Annotated in this window: 22 protein-coding genes; all 22 read right to left on the bottom strand. The window is 30.1% G+C overall.

Translation table 11 applies throughout. The features are described from left to right. Positions 1 to 127: 127 nt before the first annotated feature. Entirely contained in the window at positions 128 to 571 is a 444-nt protein-coding gene (locus KA926_RS10890) for a ComGF family competence protein (RefSeq protein WP_210144335.1), read from the bottom strand. A gap of 251 nt (positions 572 to 822) precedes the next feature. Beyond that, complete coding sequence (comGD, locus tag KA926_RS10885) at positions 823 to 1,263, bottom strand: competence type IV pilus minor pilin ComGD (RefSeq protein ID WP_210144334.1); 441 nt, start codon at positions 1,261 to 1,263, stop codon at positions 823 to 825. Further along, a complete protein-coding gene (gene comGC, locus KA926_RS10880) occupies positions 1,253 to 1,570 on the bottom strand; it encodes a competence type IV pilus major pilin ComGC (protein WP_210144333.1) in 318 nt (105 codons plus the stop codon). Before comGC ends, comGD begins: the two co-directional genes overlap by 11 nt. Before the next feature lie 19 nt (positions 1,571 to 1,589). Continuing rightward, positions 1,590 to 2,657 carry a competence type IV pilus assembly protein ComGB gene (gene comGB, locus KA926_RS10875; RefSeq protein WP_348634179.1) on the bottom strand — a complete coding sequence of 356 codons (1,068 nt, stop codon included), beginning with the start codon at positions 2,655 to 2,657 and terminating at the stop codon, positions 1,590 to 1,592. Then, positions 2,629 to 3,603 (bottom strand): competence type IV pilus ATPase ComGA, encoded by a 975-nt coding sequence (gene comGA, locus KA926_RS10870; protein WP_181187591.1) that lies wholly within the window; start codon positions 3,601 to 3,603, stop codon positions 2,629 to 2,631. The genes comGB and comGA overlap by 29 nt, the downstream gene beginning before the upstream one ends. Before the next feature lie 59 nt (positions 3,604 to 3,662). Beyond that, positions 3,663 to 4,286, bottom strand: coding sequence for an MBL fold metallo-hydrolase (locus KA926_RS10865; protein ID WP_107385049.1), 624 nt, complete (start codon positions 4,284 to 4,286; stop codon positions 3,663 to 3,665). A 2-nt stretch (positions 4,287 to 4,288) separates the two neighbouring features. Further along, on the bottom strand, positions 4,289 to 4,612 hold the full coding sequence (locus KA926_RS10860) for an MTH1187 family thiamine-binding protein (protein ID WP_019469349.1): 324 nt from the start codon (positions 4,610 to 4,612) through the stop codon (positions 4,289 to 4,291). Beyond that, positions 4,612 to 5,598: a glucokinase gene (locus KA926_RS10855; protein ID WP_019469350.1), complete on the bottom strand. Its 987-nt coding sequence runs from the start codon at positions 5,596 to 5,598 to the stop codon at positions 4,612 to 4,614. Before KA926_RS10855 ends, KA926_RS10860 begins: the two co-directional genes overlap by 1 nt. A gap of 309 nt (positions 5,599 to 5,907) precedes the next feature. Next, positions 5,908 to 6,114, bottom strand: a complete 207-nt coding sequence (locus tag KA926_RS10850; RefSeq protein WP_107385046.1) for a YqgQ family protein — start codon at positions 6,112 to 6,114, stop codon at positions 5,908 to 5,910. Next, complete coding sequence (locus KA926_RS10845; RefSeq protein WP_107385045.1) at positions 6,098 to 7,549, bottom strand: rhomboid family intramembrane serine protease; 1,452 nt, start codon at positions 7,547 to 7,549, stop codon at positions 6,098 to 6,100. Before KA926_RS10845 ends, KA926_RS10850 begins: the two co-directional genes overlap by 17 nt. An 11-nt stretch (positions 7,550 to 7,560) precedes the next feature. Beyond that, a complete protein-coding gene (locus tag KA926_RS10840; RefSeq protein ID WP_210144332.1) occupies positions 7,561 to 8,103 on the bottom strand; it encodes a 5-formyltetrahydrofolate cyclo-ligase in 543 nt (180 codons plus the stop codon). A 134-nt stretch (positions 8,104 to 8,237) separates the two neighbouring features. Beyond that, a complete protein-coding gene (rpmG, locus tag KA926_RS10835) occupies positions 8,238 to 8,387 on the bottom strand; it encodes a 50S ribosomal protein L33 (RefSeq protein ID WP_019469354.1) in 150 nt (49 codons plus the stop codon). 130 nt (positions 8,388 to 8,517) lie between these two features. Beyond that, the gene (locus KA926_RS10830; protein WP_210144331.1) at positions 8,518 to 10,569 is read right to left on the bottom strand and encodes a peptidoglycan D,D-transpeptidase FtsI family protein; all 2,052 of its coding nucleotides are present in this window, start codon (positions 10,567 to 10,569) and stop codon (positions 8,518 to 8,520) included. 120 nt (positions 10,570 to 10,689) lie between these two features. Then, positions 10,690 to 11,289: a superoxide dismutase gene (locus KA926_RS10825; RefSeq protein ID WP_019469356.1), complete on the bottom strand. Its 600-nt coding sequence runs from the start codon at positions 11,287 to 11,289 to the stop codon at positions 10,690 to 10,692. A gap of 279 nt (positions 11,290 to 11,568) precedes the next feature. Beyond that, positions 11,569 to 11,982: a Fur family transcriptional regulator gene (locus KA926_RS10820; RefSeq protein ID WP_107386512.1), complete on the bottom strand. Its 414-nt coding sequence runs from the start codon at positions 11,980 to 11,982 to the stop codon at positions 11,569 to 11,571. Continuing rightward, positions 11,960 to 12,832, bottom strand: coding sequence for a metal ABC transporter permease (locus tag KA926_RS10815; protein ID WP_019469358.1), 873 nt, complete (start codon positions 12,830 to 12,832; stop codon positions 11,960 to 11,962). Before KA926_RS10815 ends, KA926_RS10820 begins: the two co-directional genes overlap by 23 nt. Further along, positions 12,829 to 13,602, bottom strand: a complete 774-nt coding sequence (locus KA926_RS10810; protein ID WP_210144330.1) for a metal ABC transporter ATP-binding protein — start codon at positions 13,600 to 13,602, stop codon at positions 12,829 to 12,831. The genes KA926_RS10815 and KA926_RS10810 overlap by 4 nt, the downstream gene beginning before the upstream one ends. Positions 13,603 to 13,776: 174 nt before the next feature. Then, positions 13,777 to 14,667 carry a deoxyribonuclease IV gene (locus KA926_RS10805; protein ID WP_210144329.1) on the bottom strand — a complete coding sequence of 297 codons (891 nt, stop codon included), beginning with the start codon at positions 14,665 to 14,667 and terminating at the stop codon, positions 13,777 to 13,779. 16 nt (positions 14,668 to 14,683) lie between these two features. Continuing rightward, positions 14,684 to 16,018 (bottom strand): DEAD/DEAH box helicase, encoded by a 1,335-nt coding sequence (locus KA926_RS10800; RefSeq protein ID WP_210144328.1) that lies wholly within the window; start codon positions 16,016 to 16,018, stop codon positions 14,684 to 14,686. A 263-nt stretch (positions 16,019 to 16,281) separates the two neighbouring features. Then, positions 16,282 to 17,385, bottom strand: a complete 1,104-nt coding sequence (locus KA926_RS10795; RefSeq protein ID WP_210144327.1) for a Nif3-like dinuclear metal center hexameric protein — start codon at positions 17,383 to 17,385, stop codon at positions 16,282 to 16,284. Further along, entirely contained in the window at positions 17,386 to 18,066 is a 681-nt protein-coding gene (locus KA926_RS10790) for a tRNA (adenine(22)-N(1))-methyltransferase (RefSeq protein WP_210144326.1), read from the bottom strand. It abuts the gene before it with no gap. Positions 18,067 to 18,132: 66 nt separating this feature from the next. Beyond that, positions 18,133 to 19,239 (bottom strand): RNA polymerase sigma factor RpoD, encoded by a 1,107-nt coding sequence (rpoD, locus tag KA926_RS10785; RefSeq protein WP_046208153.1) that lies wholly within the window; start codon positions 19,237 to 19,239, stop codon positions 18,133 to 18,135. Positions 19,240 to 19,306 lie beyond the last annotated feature (67 nt).

Genomic DNA, 19,306 nt, shown 5'->3' with positions numbered 1-19,306 from the left:
ATCATAATAAGACTCAATATTATCAAGCGTTTTTAGCTGAATATTAAATTGAGAAGAATATATTGCTATTATTGATAAATATAGCATATAAATAACCATCACAAAAGGGTATATGTACCCGTTTATGTTAGAATTGAATTGCTTTTTCAAAAGTACCTCCTGCATAATGCATTTTCAATTTTAATTTTATGTGTTTATTTTTTAATAATATGAATTGTGCATTTGTTACATTGTTTAATAATGTGATGTTTCCTGTATTATTTATTGTTTTAATAATCTTATTGTTTTTGAACTCATATCTTATAATATTTTCTCTTGTGTCGAATTTTAATATTCGTCCGTTTTTATCAATTTCTAGTGCCTTTGAATTTCTTTGCAATAGTGCTTCGGTTAAGTCTCTAGAAAAAAATTCTATATCAATGGATGATTCAAAATTAGACTGATGTTTTATAGGGGTGATTGATTTATATAATAAAGGTAACATTGTAAATATTAATAAAGTGATAAATAGTGCAAATAATACTTCAATGTAAGTAAAACTTGAATATTTATTTGTAAAAACATTTTTCATTAACTTGGTCCTTTATTCTTATACATAAATTTGAATTGGTTAATTTAACTTTGTATCCTTCAATATTAATGCCTTTTAGTAAACTTTTACGATCATTATGTTTTAACGCTAATAATGTAATTCTTTTCATACTTAATCTGTCAATTTTATCGCTGAAAGTATGATTTAATTGTAAAATCATAGGCAAAAAAACACTGCACATTATAAGCATACAAACAAAAGCGATATATGCATCCATAAGTATACTACCGTTAATGTTTTTGTTTCTCATATCTTAATCTTCCCTTTTCAATATGAAATATTAATTTATAAAGTTCATTATCTACTGATAAAAAAATACTCCCAAATTTATTTGTATTACCTTTATTGTTGAATGTTAAATAATTTATATTACTTTTAGGATGTATATAAGTATTTTGTGGAAAGTTTATATCTTTATTTTCAGTTGACTGTTCTCTAACTATGATTTTATTTGAATAGTCGTTAAATATGAGTGTTATGGATTTATCATCTTTAATCGCTTTAGATTTCAAATAATTTAGTTGAATGATTAATGTATTCATAAAGTTATTGTTTTTATTAATTTTATTATCATTTATAGATATATGGTTTACTTGAATAAATAATAAGATACTTATGATACCCATAACCAATAGCATTTCAATATATGTAAATGCTTTGCTAGTTTGCAATTACTTCACCGTTGTTAATTGTAATGGTTGATCCTGATTTACAATTTTTTTGGTTTTCTTTGATATAGCCATCCGCAATCAGTTCATCTATAGACTGTGGTTTTTTATTATGTTTTAGAGTAAATGCTTCAACTTGACTTTCAATCATTTTTATCTGTGCTTCACAACCAGTGCTTTGAATATGTGAAGATTGTTTTGCAATATTGGGTATAATCAAAATCAATAATAAGCTTATAATTAATAATACAAGGAGCATTTCAATTAAAGTAAATGCACGCTTATTAAAAGTTCGTTTTATTTTGTTCATTAAAAACCTCCGAATGTTATTATTTAATCGTTTGCATTAGATCGAACATAGGTAACATTATCACTAAATATAAGGAAATGATTAGTATCCCTAGCATGATAAATATAGTTGGTTGTATAAATTTAATTAATAGTTGTAAATACCTTTCAATTTTTGTAAATATGATTTCGCTATATAATTTTAATTCTATATCTAGTTTCCCTGTCTTTTCACCCTCCTCAATAAAATTAATCAATCCTTCTTCAAAACAAGAAATCTTTTTTAAAATCTCACTTAACTTATGACCACTTTGAGTACCTGTTGCTAATTTTCTAGCAAGATAAATTAAATATGTGTCGTTTTTTTGCTTAGAATATATATCAACGATTGATTGTAAGGTCACGCCGTTCTTGTAAAACAATGCAAATTCTGTAGAAAGTCTGTAAGTTTTATAAAATTTAAAAAAATTTCGTAAAATGGGGATCTTTAACATAATTCTGTACTTCAAGTTAATCGGTAATTTTTTTGTGATTTTATAAAATAAATAAGAAAAAATTAAGCAGTTTAATGTAATAAAAAGTAGTGTTTTAGGTAGATATATTAATATAGAGGATAAGATTAATTGTGTTTTTGATATTTCAACATCAAAGCTATTATAAAGTGCTTGAAATTCAGGTATAATAGTATGATTTAAAATTATTAACATTCCTATAAAAATTGTAATTAATAGTAAGGGATATTGCAGCGTTCTTATTAGTTGTTGCTTTGCTTTGTTATTTCGAATCAAATAGTCTTTTGCATGTGGTAGTGTTGATGTGAGTTCACTAAATAACTCAGAAAAATATATTAACATGATAATAATTTTAGGATATTTTAGAAGTAATAATATTTCATAACATTGTGCACCTTGATCTAGACGTGTATTAATCAAAGAAATTAATTTGGGTGATTTAATTTTTATATGTTGTAATAAAAATTTAAATGATTCCGATAATGTGAAACCATGTTGAAGTAAATCATGTAATCTTTGAAGTAAGTCAATTTGATTCTTTTCGCTGATAAGCATAAAGCGAGGTGTATTAAAGATATCTATTAAGTGTTTCTTCACAAATTTCTCCTTCTTTTGCCATTTCTTGCAACTTGTAAGATAAATTTTTGAATGTGTTCGGGAGTGTAAGTTGATTTTCAAAATAAAAGGCTATATCTTCACGGTTTAATTGTTCATAAATAAGAGAACGTTCATTCTTTGATGTGATTACTAATCTCTGATTAATAATACTTAATACCGTCTGTCGCAGTTCTTGAATAGTAATGCCCATTTCTAATAATCTACTCAATGCTCCTTTACAATTATTTGAATGTATCGTTGAAAGTACTAAATGTCCACTTAAACTTGCATGAATTACTTGTTTAGCAATCATTGCATCCCTGATTTCACCAATGAGTATTATATCAGGATCACACCTCAAAATAGCCTTAAAAGAATTAGCGTAATTAATACCTGCTTTTTCGTTGATAGACACTTGTGTAATTCCCTCAACTAAACGCTCTACAGGATCTTCTACGGTAATGATGTTAACATTTAAATGCTCCTTTGCGTGTACTATGAGCTGATACATTAATGTACTTTTTCCTGATCCCGTCGGACCACTAAACAGTATTAACCCTTGTTTTTTATGAACTAGTTTAAATAATTGATTAATACTAAGTGCTTTTGCAGAATTTTGAAAGTATTGAGGTATAATTCTCACTACACAACTTTCAAATCCTAGAGATAAAGGTAAAGTAGAAACTCTTAAATAGTATAATTGTTTGAGTTTGTAAGCATATCTTCCACTTTGCGCAGTGCTATGTGTTGAGACGTCTAAGCCAGCTTGATATTTCATATATGTGAGCAATTTCCTATAAATATGAACTTCTACTGTTTCTATAGTGCTTAAATATTCTTTTTTCCTAAATTTAATGTGTACTTTGTTTTGGTCAGGAATAAAGTGTACATCTGATACATTTTCATTAATAGCTTTATCAATAATATTTTTAAAGAGTAACTTCAAAAAAACACCTCCTACATTAATACACGTAGGAGGTGTTAATATTACTTTCTAAAATTAAATTAACCATGCAAATATGGATTAAGTTGTTCATCTTCTATCGTTGTATATGGCCCATGTCCTGGGAATAAAGGTAAATCATCATCTAACTTGAATAATTTATCTAATATCGAGTCAACTAATGTTTCATAATCACCTTTATATAAATCAGTTCTTCCTATACCTTGTTTAAATAAAGTATCACCAACTACAGCAAAATCGTCAAATATAAAAGATAAACTACCAGGCGAATGTCCAGGCGTATGAAGTACTTTGAATTTAAAGCCTTCAATTTCCATAGAACCTTCATCAATCTTTTGTGGTGATACGCGACTTGTTACAGGTGTTAATCCATATTGCTTAAATTTCTGTGAACCATTTTTATCAGTATTAGTTAAAAAATCAAACTCACTGTAATGCATATAAACGGGCACCTTATATTTATCAACAATTTGATCTAAAGCACCAATATGGTCGAAATGAGCGTGTGTTAACAATACTGCAATGACAGGTTTATTAATTTGGTTTAATTTTTTTATAATTAATTCATAATCAGCCGCTGGATCAACTATAATGACATGCTTATCATTTTCAATAAAATAAGTATTCGTCTTAACTAAGCCCAATGCTAAACTAGAAATTTGCATTGTTAGCGACCTCCATTATCTAAATGATTTTGAACTGATTTTAGTTTATCATTCATTTTTCGAGATTTATCTCTTCTATCGTCAATTCTGATATTCGTACAAACTCTATCAATACCTTTATCAAAAGGTAATTCATGAATGGCTTGAACGACTTCAAATAAATCTTTCAAATCTCCTTCAATTAAGGTATTCATTGGTGTTAATTGATAGTCAATTTTACCTTGTGCTTTAAATTCTTTTAATTTCGTTTGTATCTCAGCAATATACTTGCTAACACTTGGTCCTTCTGTACCCACAGGTATAACTACTACATCTACTATAGCCATTATTTCACACCTTCCTTTTCAATTATATAAGTATAAATTAAACCAGCAGCACCAGTAATGCCCGCATCATTACCTAATTTAGCTTGAACAATTTCTGTTCCTTGTTGTGCTGGTGTAAAAGTTAGATTATGATATTCTGTTTTTATATTTTCAATTAAAATCAAACCAGCTGTAGACATTCCTCCACCTAAAACAATATATTTAGGGTTACTTGTCACGCTGATAATACTGCACAAATAAGCAATATAATTAGCTACACGCTCCGTAATAAAGATACAGAATTGATCTCCAGCTTTCGCTGCATCAAATACTGCTTTTGCGGTAACTTGATTATCTTTAATTAATTGAAGTATCGAAGATTTAAACGTTAATTTAGGGTAATAAAAATTCACTAAATTAACAACACCTGTCGCGGAAGCAACGGTTTCAATACAACCTGATTTACCACAATTACATTTAAAGCGTTGATCATGGTCAACTCTAAAATGGCCAATTTCAGCACCAGAGCCATTATGACCGTGCACAATTTCTCCGTTAGAAATAATACCGCCGCCTAGACCAGTGCCTAATGTGATTGCAACTACATCGTCTGCACCATGTCCTGCGCCTTTGTGCTTTTCACCTAATGCTGCAACATTAGCATCATTATCAACATAAACAGGACATTCTACAAATTGTTTGAAAATTTCTCTGACATTAACAGTTTCTTTCCAATATAAGTTAACTGCACCATTAACCTCACCTGTTTCAAAATTCACTGGTCCTGGTACACCAATACCAACACCTAACACATCTGAAAAAACAAAGTCAGAATTATCGACATGTTCAACGAAAGATTCATAAACATTTTTCAAAAGTGCATAACCTGTAACATCTGACGTATCAGTCTTTATAGACCATTTCTCAATTTGTTCTAATTGTTGGTCGAATATACCTAGCTTACAAGTTGTACCACCAATATCTGCTGCTAAGATAATTTTTTTCATGTATTTTATTCATCCTTCTCTTATTTTTTAAGGAATACTAATCTAAATCTTGATTTCATCAACAGTCGATTTTAACGTTTTGCATGTTAAAATAGTTGTCTTTTTCCTTAAAATATATTTTTTCTCTGTATAAAACATATATATCTATATTAATATTTTTCATTTCACAAATGCAATGATAACGAATATAAAGATATATTATATAATCAATAACAAAAAATGTGGCTATTGATTGTTAACTGTTTAAACTGCCAATATGGTATGTATCCATATTATAAAAACTACTTACTCATATAATGATTCAAGGCATTAGCGTTCATTTTTCCGTTGATTAATAATTAATTTAGATTTAATATAATCATCTTTGGTAATTAAACTATATTCATACAATGAATGTAGCTCTTGTTCCATCATTTCATAAATATCTTCCTTATCCTTGAAGTAAATGATAAAACCAAATTTTTTTAAAAGTTGTTGCACATCATAAAATGTATTAATCTCATGAATCACCGTCATCGCTCAATTCTTTATTTAAATTAATATAATCATGATTAGTTGGATCTATTTTTAAAGCGGCTTTAATATGTTTTTTTGCTTTATCTTTGTTATCGATAGATCTATTTGCAACCGCTAGTTGGTAATTTAATAATGCAGAATCTGGAAAATTTCTTAAACCTCTTTCCCATGTTGCCATGCCCTCTGATTTTGAATCCGTTGTCGCATTAATTAATCCTTTTAGGTAGTATGTTTCATCATCGGCATAACTTTTATTTACCGTGTGTTGCACCATATCTTCAGCACTTTTATAATTACCATGCTTCATTTCCTTTTCAATGATTGTATTATAAATATTATCCTCTTGAATCGTAAAGATTCGAATTTGAGCTGCAATAAATAAAACAATCATTAAAATTAGAAAAATCCAGAATTTATTTTGGTTAATTTTAAAATAATATCCTATAAGCGTTATTAGTAAACCACCAATAAAACCACCCACATGTGCTATTATATTTACATTTTGCATTAGTAATGAAGCACCAATTAAGATGACTAGGACAATTAATAATTGGCCAATTAACTTTTGATTAAATTGTTTACCAATATGCATAAAAGCAAAAATGGCTCCAATTAAACCAAAAATAGCACCGCTTGCACCAACGGAAACCGTATCTGTATTAAAAGATAACGAAGCAAAATTACCAAATAAGCCAGAAACAAAATAAATAATTAAAAATCGCCAATGCCCAACAATAGCTTCCACTATTTTTCCAAAAATAAATAAACTTAACATATTCATTAATATATGTTCAAAATTATAATGTAAAAATATAGATGATATGAGTCTGTACCATTCTCCATGAACGACGTTAAAATGTACAAGACCTCCAATATCTAAAAGTTTTAAATCAGAAAAATGATTTAAAAATAGCACCATCGAAAGCCAGATAATAATATTAATTACAATTAATGAATATGTAACTGGTGCAAATTTAAGCATATGTTTTTCAATAGGATTATTATTTAATGCTCTTTGCTTATAATAGCCTTTTGTATGCTTCGTACTGCGATTAAACATAAATTTCACTAAAAAATTGGGCATTATTTTATCCATATGTTCAACTTGTCGAATAATTTTTACTTTGAATTTAACTGATTTTAGCTCGTCTAAATTTTCATTTGTAAATGTTTTATCAGTGTAAATATATAAATTATAATTTTTGGGTTTGAAACCTAAAAATGTAATAATATCTTCTTCATGGTCTTGAACTCTACTTTTATCAAATCTAACTTCTTGTGTAGAATTAGCACCAAATTTAAATATTGCAACAGATTGCTTTCTTTTATTTGCAAGCCAAATTTCAGAATCATCTTGATTACGATGTACTACTTGATAGTTTAAATATTTTACCCAAGTATAAATTGACTTCCAAAAGTGCTTTTCAGTTATCATTTTTTCCTCCATTAATTCGTAGTCGCTATAATTAATTTTTGCACGGGTTGATCATGTGCTTCTATTTCAAAATCATTCATTTGGAAGTCATAAATTAAACTTATCGTTGGCTGTTGATACTGTGATAAAAATTTATCAAAATAGCCCCCACCATAACCGATTCTATAGCCTTTGTTATTGAATACTACACCTGGTACTATTAACAAGTCTAAATCATTAGTTATTTCAGTATTACTTGTAACATAAATAATTCCTTTATCGTCAGGTGCAAGATTCGATAAATCATCTAAACCTTTAAATGACATTGTTTTAGTTTTATAATCAGTTTCTGGTACATATACATTTTTATCATCATTTAGCATTTTTGAAATGATTGGATAAGTATCGACTTCATGTGCCATTGAGAGCACAATGCCAATACGTTTTGCCGATTTATATTCAGATAAACTCAATAATTGTTGTGTTAAGTATTGGTCAGCAGATAATTTTTGATCTTGTTCGGAAAATTGCTTCATTATTTTTATTATTTCTTTTCTTAATGAACGTTTACTCATATATGACACCTTCCCATTTTATATCCTCTTTTATTATAACGATAAAAATATATTATGTCATCATACTGCTATTCCAATATATTTTTGAAAAAAAATAACCAGATTCATATTTTAAAATCTGGTTAAAATTTTTATTATTTTGTTTCACGGTGCAAAGTATGTTTGTTATCACGAGCACAGTGTTTTTTCATTTCGATACGTTCAGGATTAGTACGTTTATTTTTTGTTGTAATGTAGTTTCTTTCTCCACATTCTGTGCAAGCTAGTGTTACGTTTACGCGCATGCTAATTCCTCCTTACCTTTTCAAAATACGACTTATTTATCATACCATTTAGTTATAAAATTGAAAAGTATTATTTTTCAATATAGACCATACCCATAGGTTTTAAATTTAAAAATAGGTTGTTTTTGGTTTACTTTTTATCTTTTTCCTTAAAATAATAGTTAATTATATCGCGACCTAAGTCACCACCATTAAGCCAAGGTTCTGGAACAGGTTGATTAGTATATACAATTGAAAATGCTAATTTCGGATTATCTATTGGTGCATAACCAACATAAGTTGAATTTACTTTTGGTTCACCATCTTGGAATACTTCTGCTGTACCAGTTTTACCCGCTGAAGGAACAACCGTATCATTGAAACTTTGATAGCCTGTACCTTCTTTTTCATTAAATGCCATTTTAAAACCTTCTTGTACTTGGTTAACTTGGTCTGATGTATTATTAACTTTATTTAATACGTCGCCTTTTACTTTCTGTTTAACTGGGCCTAAGGAATCTTTATTTGTTGCTTTTCTAATTTCTAAGCCAATATGTGGTTGAATTCTATAACCATCGTTTGCAATTGTAGATGCATATTGTGATAACTGCAATGGCGAATAAGTATCATATTGTCCAATTGCTAAATCTAAATAGTTTCCTGGATTATCTGTTAATGGTTCTATCTGACCGCCAGTTTCATTTGGTAAATCGATACCTGTTTTAACACCTAAACCAACTTGATTTAACCCTTTTCGTAATTTTTGACCTGCTTCTGAAATATCAGTAGGCAATGTCATATTTGGTGAGTATGGTGAACCAGCAATTTTTAATGCTGTTTTAAACATGTATACGTTTGATGAATGCATTAAAGCTTCTTTATCATCAATCGTTACTTTACCATCTTGGTTGAAGTATGAACGTTTAGAGAGACCACCTGCAAATTTTAATGGTTCATCAACCATTTTCTCACCAACATTAATAGCATCATTTTGGTAACCTGCTAATAATGTTCCACCTTTAACAGACGATCCAACAGCGTATTGTGACGTGAACGTTCCGATATCATAATCGGTTAAATCACCGTTTTTATCAATTTGTTTACCAGCCATCGCTAAAATATCACCATTATTAGGATTTTGGACAACCACTAAAGCATTGTCCATATCTTTAGCACCTTCACTACGTAATTTGCTTATTTGTTTTTCCAAATACGCTTCTGTTTTCTTTTGTAAGTCTATATCAATACTTAAAACAAGATCGTCTCCACGTGATCCTTCATGAATTACTTGTGAATCAATGACTTCTCCTGATTTATCTGTTGTGTATTTCATTTCTTTCTTTTTACCTTTAAGAATATTATCGTATTGATATTCTAAATAAGATTTTCCTACACGATCATTTCTTGAATATCCTTTTGATAAATATTGTTCTGTTAATTCTTTTGGAATACCTTCTTGTGTAGTAGAGACATCACCGAAAATACCGCGTAATGTATCATCATATGGATACTTTCGATCCCAATCCATCGTGGTATTAACGCCTGGTAAATCAGAAAGTTTTTGTGACACTGCAGCATATTCTTCATCTGTAACATCTTCATTTTTAATCATTTGAGGATCTAATGCAGAACCAGACATCATTTCTCTAAATATTGCTAAAACTTGTAAATCTTTATCAGAAAATGAATCAAATTGTTTCTTTCCAATTTTTTTATGTAATGTTTCATCATATTGTTCTTGAGTAATACTTCCATCATCTAATAATGATTGTTCTTTTTTCATTAATTCATCAGCTTTATTAGGGTGCTTTAAAATCCAAAAATCTTGTTTATCTCGATCTGTAATTTTATCAGTATCCATTTTTATAAGTTTTGATAAATCATTAGCTATTTTTAAAACCTCTGGTTGCGACGTTTTTCTTCCACGAGAAAAAGTAATGGCTTTTTTAGATGCATTATCTACTAGGACTTTACCATTTCTATCGAGAATTCTCCCTCTTGGAACAGCTTCATTAACAGTTAAATTTTCACTGTTTTTAATTAATTGCTTATAATGAGAGCCCTGCGCAATTTGCAAATAACCTAATCGTAAAACAATAACCGCAAAAATAAATACAATTAGACCAAACACAAAGCTTATTCTTTTGTTCATCGTATTTCTTATTTTCTCATCGTTTGATTTTTCCTTTAATCTTTTTAGCAAAACAACATACCTCTATTCAAAAGTGATCACTTTAAATGATATATGAAATTGACACAGATTTCTATTATTTTAAATAAAAAAATGACGACCTGTGTAAGGCCGTCAAAAATAGAAGCTTAATTATTTAGCAGCGTTATATAATTCATCAACTTTTTCCCAATTTACAACGTTCCAGAAAGCACTAATATATTCTGGGCGTTTGTTTTGGTATTTAAGATAATAAGCATGTTCCCAAACGTCTAAGCCTAGGATTGGTGTTTTACCTTCTGTTAGTGGGTTATCTTGGTTTGGAGTTGTAACAATTTCTAAATTACCATTATTCACAACTAGCCAAGCCCATCCTGAACCAAAACGAGCTGCAGCTTTATCTGCAAATTCTTCTTTAAATGCATCTAAAGAACCCCATTGTTCTTTAATTTTATCAACTACAGTTCCTTTTTCTTCAGAGTTTGGAGTTAATAATTCCCAGAATAATGAATGGTTTAAGTGTCCACCACCATTATTTCTAACAGCTGTTTGAATATCTTCTGGTACACTGTCTAAATTTGCAATAATTTCTTCAATTGATTTAGACTCTAAATCAGTACCTTCAATTGCTGCATTTAATTTAGTAACATAAGTGTTATGATGTTTGTCGTGATGGATTTCCATTGTTTGTTGATCAATATGTGGTTCTAATGCGTCAGAACCATAAGGTAAGTTTGGTAATTCAAAAGCCATAAATAATCATCCTCCTAATTAATCTGTAAATAAAGCATAACAACTAAAAATGATTACAACAATGAATATGCTTACAAACTTATTCAAAAGTCATAAAATTATATTTGTTATCTTTAGTTCCTTTACTATTATATCTCATATTAGTGGATTTTAAACATAATAGACAAAGTATTTTAAAAATTCAATATAATTCAGACTAATGACCTATGTTTAGAAGGAAACTTTTTTGTAATAAGCGTCGATTGGTGCTATTTTACATTTAGAGATACATTGGAATTTTTAAGCATGCTGGCAAGCTTCACATACGCCATAAACTTCTAATTTGTGGGTGTGGATTGCAACTTTAGGTAAAAACGCTTTTATCTGTTCAATTGGACAAAAATCAATTATTTTTGTATCACCACAGGATTCACAAATAAAATGATGGTGATGATGATCTGTACATGCAATTCTAAATTTCATTTCACCATCGAGTTCCGTACCCTCAACGATACCTAAATCTTTAAATAAATGTAAATTTCGATATATCGTATCAAATGAAATACCTGGATAATCTTTATCTAATTTTTGCTGTATATGCTTTGCGTTAATATACTTATCTTCTTCTATAAAAACATTTATCATATCTCTTCTTTTATTTGTATATTTGTGTCCTTCTGCTTTTAGAATATTAATTGCTTCGTCTATTTTCATTATTAATAGCCCCTTTCACAGTTTTTAATTTGAACTTTTGATATGACATCATTATTGCTAATAAAAGAACAAGTAATACAACAATCACGCCACCAGGAGAAATATTCATATAAAATGCTAATACTAGCCCTGCTATAACTGAAAATTCTCCAATTAACACACTCAATATAATAAGCTGTTTGAAACCTTTCGTCATACGCATTGCGATAGCTATCGGCAATGTAATTAATGCACTTACTAGTAATATACCTACTACTCTCATAGATGCTGATATGACCATCGCGACTATAATGATAAATAAAAACTGTATCCATTTCGGAATACCAATAACTTTACTATATTCTTCATCGAATGATAGTATGAATAACTCTTTGTAAAATAACAATATAAATGCTAATACGATGATAACGATTGCGATAATGGTTGATAAATCACTGATAGTTACAGCACTAATAGAACCAAATAATAAACCAACGATTTCTTGATTAAAACCATCTGCTAATGAAATAAAAATAGCACTTAATGCTATGCCTGCACTCATTATAATTGGTATCGCGATTTCTTGGTAATTACTATACGATGTCCTGAGCTTTTCGATTAATAATGCGCCAATGACTGCGAATAATATCCCGAACCACATCGGATTAATAAATGTAAGTGCAGGTGCAATCGTCACGAAAAACATACCAAAAGAAATACCGCCAAGTGTAACGTGACTTAATGCATCTGCAATTAAAGATAGCCTTCGAACAACAATAAATGCACCGATCAATGGGGCAATAAAGCCAATCAAAATACCACTTATCAGAGAGTATCTCATAAAATCAAAATTTAATAATGCCTCAATCATGATGAACAACACTCCCTATTATGTTGATGATCTACAAACTGAATAGGATGACCATATATTTTAGATATTTCCACTTCATCTAACGACTTAAAATCCTCTGTTGTGCCATGAAAATGTAGATGCTTGTTTAAACATGCTACTTCTGTAGCGGTATCTGCTACAACACCTATATCATGGGTAACTAAAATGATTGTTACTCCTTCATTTTTTAATGTCTCTAATGTTTCATAGAATTCACTAACGTGTTTTGCATCTATACCGTTAGTCGGTTCATCTAGTATAAGTACTGAGGGGTTGCTAATCAAAGCTCGCGCTATTAATACACGTTGTTGTTGCCCACCCGATAATTCTGCAATATTTTTATTAATTAAATGACCTATATTCAAACGATTTAATACGGCCACCACTTTATGTTCATCATTTTTATTGAACCATTGAAATAACTTTTTACGTTTTGTAAGCCCACTCATAACAACTTCCTTGACACTCGCAGGAAAGCCCGCTTTAAATGCTTGGGCTTTTTGTGAAACATAACTAATTTTATATAAAGATTGCTTTCCATTATATGCTTTGCCATCTACAAATATTTCACCTTTTTGCAAAGGTAAAAGTCCTAATATAATTTTTAGCAAAGTTGATTTACCAGCACCATTTGGTCCAACTATAGCCAAAAATTGACCTTTATTAATTTTAATGTTTATGTTTTCTAATACTTTTTTGTTTTCAAAATAATAATCAATATTTTTTAATTCGAACACTGGAGTAGTCATCTTTTCACCTCGTTCTATACTATACAACTTGTTAACAATTATGTAAATAGTAATGTTTACGAATTAACAAAAAGGATGAAATAGAGCCCAATTATAAATTGAGTTTACTATTCCATCCTTCAAAACATTATTTTATTCAGTGCTTTATTTGGTTATTATCCAGTTTTTAAAGTGTTATTGTATTAAAATTTTATCCTTTAACTCAGGGTCAAATTGTTGTTGTTTAAGCATTTCAATTTCAAATTTATACGGTGGTTTTTTATTCTTTTTATCTTCACCTACATATGGTGTTTCAAGTATTTTGGGAATATCTTTGAATGTATCATGATGAACGATATAATTTAAAGCATCAAAACCGATATAACCAAAGCCTATATTTTCGTGTCTATCTTTATGTGCGCCAATATCATTTTTACTATCATTTACATGAACAACCTTTATTCTATCGATACCAATAATCTTATCAAATTCATTTAATACACCATCGAAATCTTCTTTTACGTTATAGCCTGCATCATGTGTATGACAAGTATCGAAACACACAGATAAACGTTCATTATGCTTAACGCCATCTATAATTCGAGCGATTTCTTCAAAATTTCTTCCAATTTCTGACCCTTTACCAGCCATTGTTTCAAGTGCGATGCGTACATTATTATCATTTGTAAGTACTTCATTTAGTCCTTCTATGATCTTATTAATACCAGCATCTGCACCTTCTCCTACATGTGAACCTGGATGCAATACTATATCTTTAGCTCCTATTGCTTGAGTTCTTTCAATTTCACTTTGTAGAAATTCAACACCTAAATTAAACACATGAGGTTTAACAGTATTCGCAATATTTATAATATAAGGTGCATGCACTACAATATTTGAAAGCCCATAAGTTTGCATCAATTCTTGACCTTGATCAATATTTAATTCTTCTATAGGCTTTCTTCTTGTGTTTTGTGGTGCACCTGTATAAATCATGAAAGTAGATTCACCGAATTTATGTGCTTCTTCAGCTGAACCTGCTAACATTTTCTTGCCATTCATAGATACGTGAGATCCTAATAACATAGTAGTCACCAATCCTTTATTTATTTTTTCTGGCTTGACGATTTTGTTTCTTACTGAATTTTTTACGCTCTTGACGTTTTAAATGTTCTAGATCACGTTGGAATTTTTTCTTATAGCCAGGTTTTACTTTTTTCTTGTTTCTCTTCACTTTGTTTTTTAATTCGTTTGTTAAATGATCATCTTTATTCTTACGTGATTGTCGTGTATTGTGTGCCTTTATTGGTGTCAATTCATCGTTTTTTATATCAACATTCTCAAATTGATAACCTCTTTGTTCTATTAAAGCGATGTTTTCTTCTTCCTCAGGGCTGTATAGGGTAATTGCAACACCTTTATATTGACCTCTACCAGTACGTCCAACACGATGCGTGAAGAAATCAATATCATTTGGTACATCAAAGTTAATGACATGACTTACGCCTTCAATATCTATCCCACGTGAAGCTAAATCACTTGCGATAACAAATTGAAATTCTAAGTTACGAATACGTTTCATTTGTTGTTTACGCTCTCTAGGAGTTAAACCACCATGAATCATACCTAATTTTAATCCCGCAGCATTTAACTGGTCTGCAAGTTCGTTTGCATTATCACGACTATTACAAAATATAATACATAGATATGGATTTAAAATATCTATGAGTTTTATCGTTTTTTCTATCTTTGCCTCTCCCTTTGTTGGAATTAAAAAGAATTCAATGTTTTTGTTATTCTTTTGAACATTTTCAATTTCAACATATTCAGGATTTTCTAAATATTTATTTAAAAATGGATGTAATGATTTAGGGATTGTAGCGCTAAACACAGTTATATGAGATTGTTCATCTAAGCGTGTAGCAATATGGTCTACCTCTTCTATTAATCCTAAATCAATCATTAAGTCAGCTTCATCCACAACTAAATAAGAAGCTAAGTGCACATGCAAATCCCCATGTTTAGCTAGGTCGTTTATCCGTGTTGGCGTACCTATAATAAGTTGCGGTTGGTTCTTAGCGCGTTGTCTATCTTTTTCAATATCAGTGCCACCAATGAAAAGTTTAACAGATAAGCCACCTTTATAATCAGCTAAATGGCTAGCAACATCAAATAATTGTTGTGCTAATTCTCTTGTTGGTGCAACAATGATTGCTTGTGGTTCTTTAACATCGACATTTATTAAATGTACTAATGGTAATAAAAAGGCGTGGGATTTGCCAGTGCCTGTTTGTGATTGTCCAATTAAGTTTACTTGTTTTAATATTTTTGGAATTACTCTGTTTTGTACTTCTGTAGGTTGATTAAAGTTCAAATTTCGTACCGCGTCAATTAAACTAGGGTCTAAATTAAACTTATCAAATGGGTGATTTGCCATGATTTGGCCTCCTTAAATCTTCATCTTTTCTATTATAAAGCATTCACAAACGATTTTGAACTAATTATTTTTTTCTCTAACCGTTGATGGTAAATATAGTTTGAAAGTAAGAGAGGCTGGGACATAAAGTAATGCCTCAGCCTAAAGTAAATAGTAGTCGTTGACTGAAATAAAATTTTAAATAATTATCTTTTCCAAATTTCAACTATTTTTAGTCGGAAGGATTAATGAAATTTTATTTCTTCTAGTTATATCAATAACGATTATAAATAATTAAACGGATCCGTGTTGAGTTTAGATGCCTTAATTTCAAAAGTAATATCATCTGGTTTAATCCAATTAATTAATAAGTCACACAAACCATCTTTCATTACATATTCACTATAATGATTAATATCTAATAAGTTAATACCCGCAATTTTTGCATCTAAGGCATCATGATGTTTGATATCACCAGTTATAAAAATGTCTGCGCCTTGTTGATCCGCTTGATACTCAAATCCAATACCCGAACCACCTATAATCGCAACCTTTTTAATCGCTTGCTTTAAATTTCCAATAAATCTAACACTTGGCATTTCCAATTGTGTTTTGACATGCTTCACAAAAGTAGGTGCATCCATCTCAGATTCTAATTCTCCAATCATACCTAAACCATAATTTGCTTCTTTTTCCATTTCTATAAAATCAAAAACTGGCGTTTCATATGGATGGTTCGTTTTAATTAATTGTTCTGCTAAATGCTTTTGGTTTTCATCAATCATAAATTCTAATTTAAATTCGTTAACTTCTTCAATTTCATCTAATGTACCAATATGTGGTTGAGCATTACCAGTGGGTTTGAATTGCCCATTTCCTGGGCTCTCAAAGAAACAATATTTATAATTTCCTTCTTCAGCTAAACCTGCATCACTCAAAGCATCTTTAAATGATTTAAGATTTGTTTCTGGTATAAACACTTGCACTTTATAATATTTTAAAATTTCTGGGTTCAAGATATGTTGATTATTCAATTGAAGTTTTTCTGCTAACATCGCGTTAATACCTTTTGGGTAAACATCTAGATTTGTATGTAAAGCAATTAAATTTATATCATTTTTAATTAACTTTCGTAAAATAGCGCCATAACCATCTTGATGAATGATATTTTTAACACCTTTAAATATGAGTGGATGATGACAAATAATAGTGTTAAAATCATGATTTATCGCTTCATCAACGACCTCATTCGTACAATCTAAAGCGGTTAAAACACCTGAAATTTCAGCAGATTCATCTCCGATTAACAAGCCAACATTATCCCATGATTCTGCAGTTTTAAATGGTACATGTTGATTTATTATTTGAAGTAACGTTTTAACTTTCATTTACAACACCTCATTAATTAAATTGATTTCGTTGTTAATTTCATTTAATCGCTCACTATGTTTTTCAGAGTCCAAGTGACTTTTGATTTTTTGCAATGCTTGTCGTTCTCTTTCCCATTTTTTAAAAAATAATTCATGTTTCTTTTTTAATAAAATCGGTCCAAACTTTAATTCCGATTTAGTAAGTGTTTGTGGTTGTTGTTCGCAAAAATCTGCTACGATTATTTCATAGATATGACCTTTTTCTTCTAAAATTACTTCTTCAATAATATTATAATGCATGGATTCTAACAAATTTCTAATCGCGCTAGATTGTATGTTACTTTGTAAAATAAGCCTCGGATGTGTGGTTAATTTTTTTTTACCTTCTTCAAGGATTTTAGCTATTAGTGGCCCACCCATACCACAAATTGTAATGGAATTGATTTGATCATTCGACTGTATTATCGATAATCCATCACCTAATCTAACATCAACATGATTTACTAAATCATGTTCTACAACATTCTTTTTCGAAGCTTCGAATGGACCTTTGATTACTTCTCCGGCAATTGCATTTTTGACTAAATTATTTTCAATCGCATAAATCGGAAGATATGCATGATCTGAACCAATATCTGCTAAGCAATCTCCTATTATAAATGTACTCACTTTTTTTAATCTTTCATTTAATGTAACCATAAAAGCGCTCCTCTATGTAAATGTAAAAAGCTCTTTTGTACGACAAGGTACAAAAGAGCTGAAAAATTAGTCCATAAAGTCTTTAAGACGTTTACTTCTACTCGGATGTCTTAATTTTCTCAATGCTTTAGCTTCAATTTGACGAATACGCTCTCTTGTAACACCGAAGACTTTACCAACTTCTTCTAGTGTACGTGTTCTTCCGTCGTCAAGTCCAAAACGCAAGCGTAGTACATTTTCTTCTCTGTCAGTTAATGTATCTAAGACATCTTCCAGTTGTTCTTTTAATAATTCATAAGCCGCATGATCAGATGGACTTTGAGCTTCTTGGTCTTCAATAAAATCACCTAAGTGACTATCGTCTTCTTCACCAATTGGTGTTTCTAATGAAACTGGTTCCTGAGCTATTTTTAATATTTCTCTTACTTTTTCAGGTGGTAAATCCATTTCTTCACCAATTTCTTCTGGAGCTGGATCACGACCTAAATCTTGTAATAGTTGTCTTTGTACACGGATTAATTTATTGATTGTTTCTACCATATGCACTGGAATACGTATTGTACGAGCTTGGTCTGCAATTGCACGTGTAATTGCTTGACGTATCCACCAAGTTGCATATGTTGAAAATTTAAATCCTTTATTGAAATCGAACTTTTCAACTGCTTTAATTAAGCCCATATTACCTTCTTGAATTAAATCTAAGAAAAGCATGCCACGGCCAACATATCTTTTGGCTATACTGACTACTAAACGCAAGTTTGCTTCAGCTAATCTTGATTTAGCGACTTCATCACCTTGTTCAATTCTTTTAGCTAATTCTATTTCTTCTTGCGCATTTAATAAATCGACACGTCCGATTTCTTTAAGATACATACGTACAGGGTCATTAATTTTAACACCTGGAGGAGCACTTAAATCATTAGGATTTAATTTAGCATCTTTGTCAGAACTATCTTTTTCGTTTACCAAACTGATATCGTTATCTGTTAATTGATCAAATAGTTCATCCATTTGATCAGAATCCATCTCGAAGTTTTGCAATTTCTCTGCAATTTCTTCGTGGCTAAGATGCCCTTCTTTTTTACCTTTTTCAATTAAGTGTTTTTTTACATCTTCTAAAGTTAGAGATGGGTCAATTGTTTGCTTTTTAAGTGTAACTTTATTTCCAGACATGAAAAGGCCTCCCGAATATAATATCAACTTGAAACCGTGATATCATTTGATAGATAATCTTAATATT

Source organism: Staphylococcus sp. GDY8P94P, assembly GCF_017892255.1.
GTDB classification, from domain to species: Bacteria; Bacillota; Bacilli; order Staphylococcales; family Staphylococcaceae; genus Staphylococcus; species Staphylococcus cohnii.
Note: the sequence above shows the minus strand (reverse complement) of the source record. Positions and strands in the feature narration are given on the sequence as shown.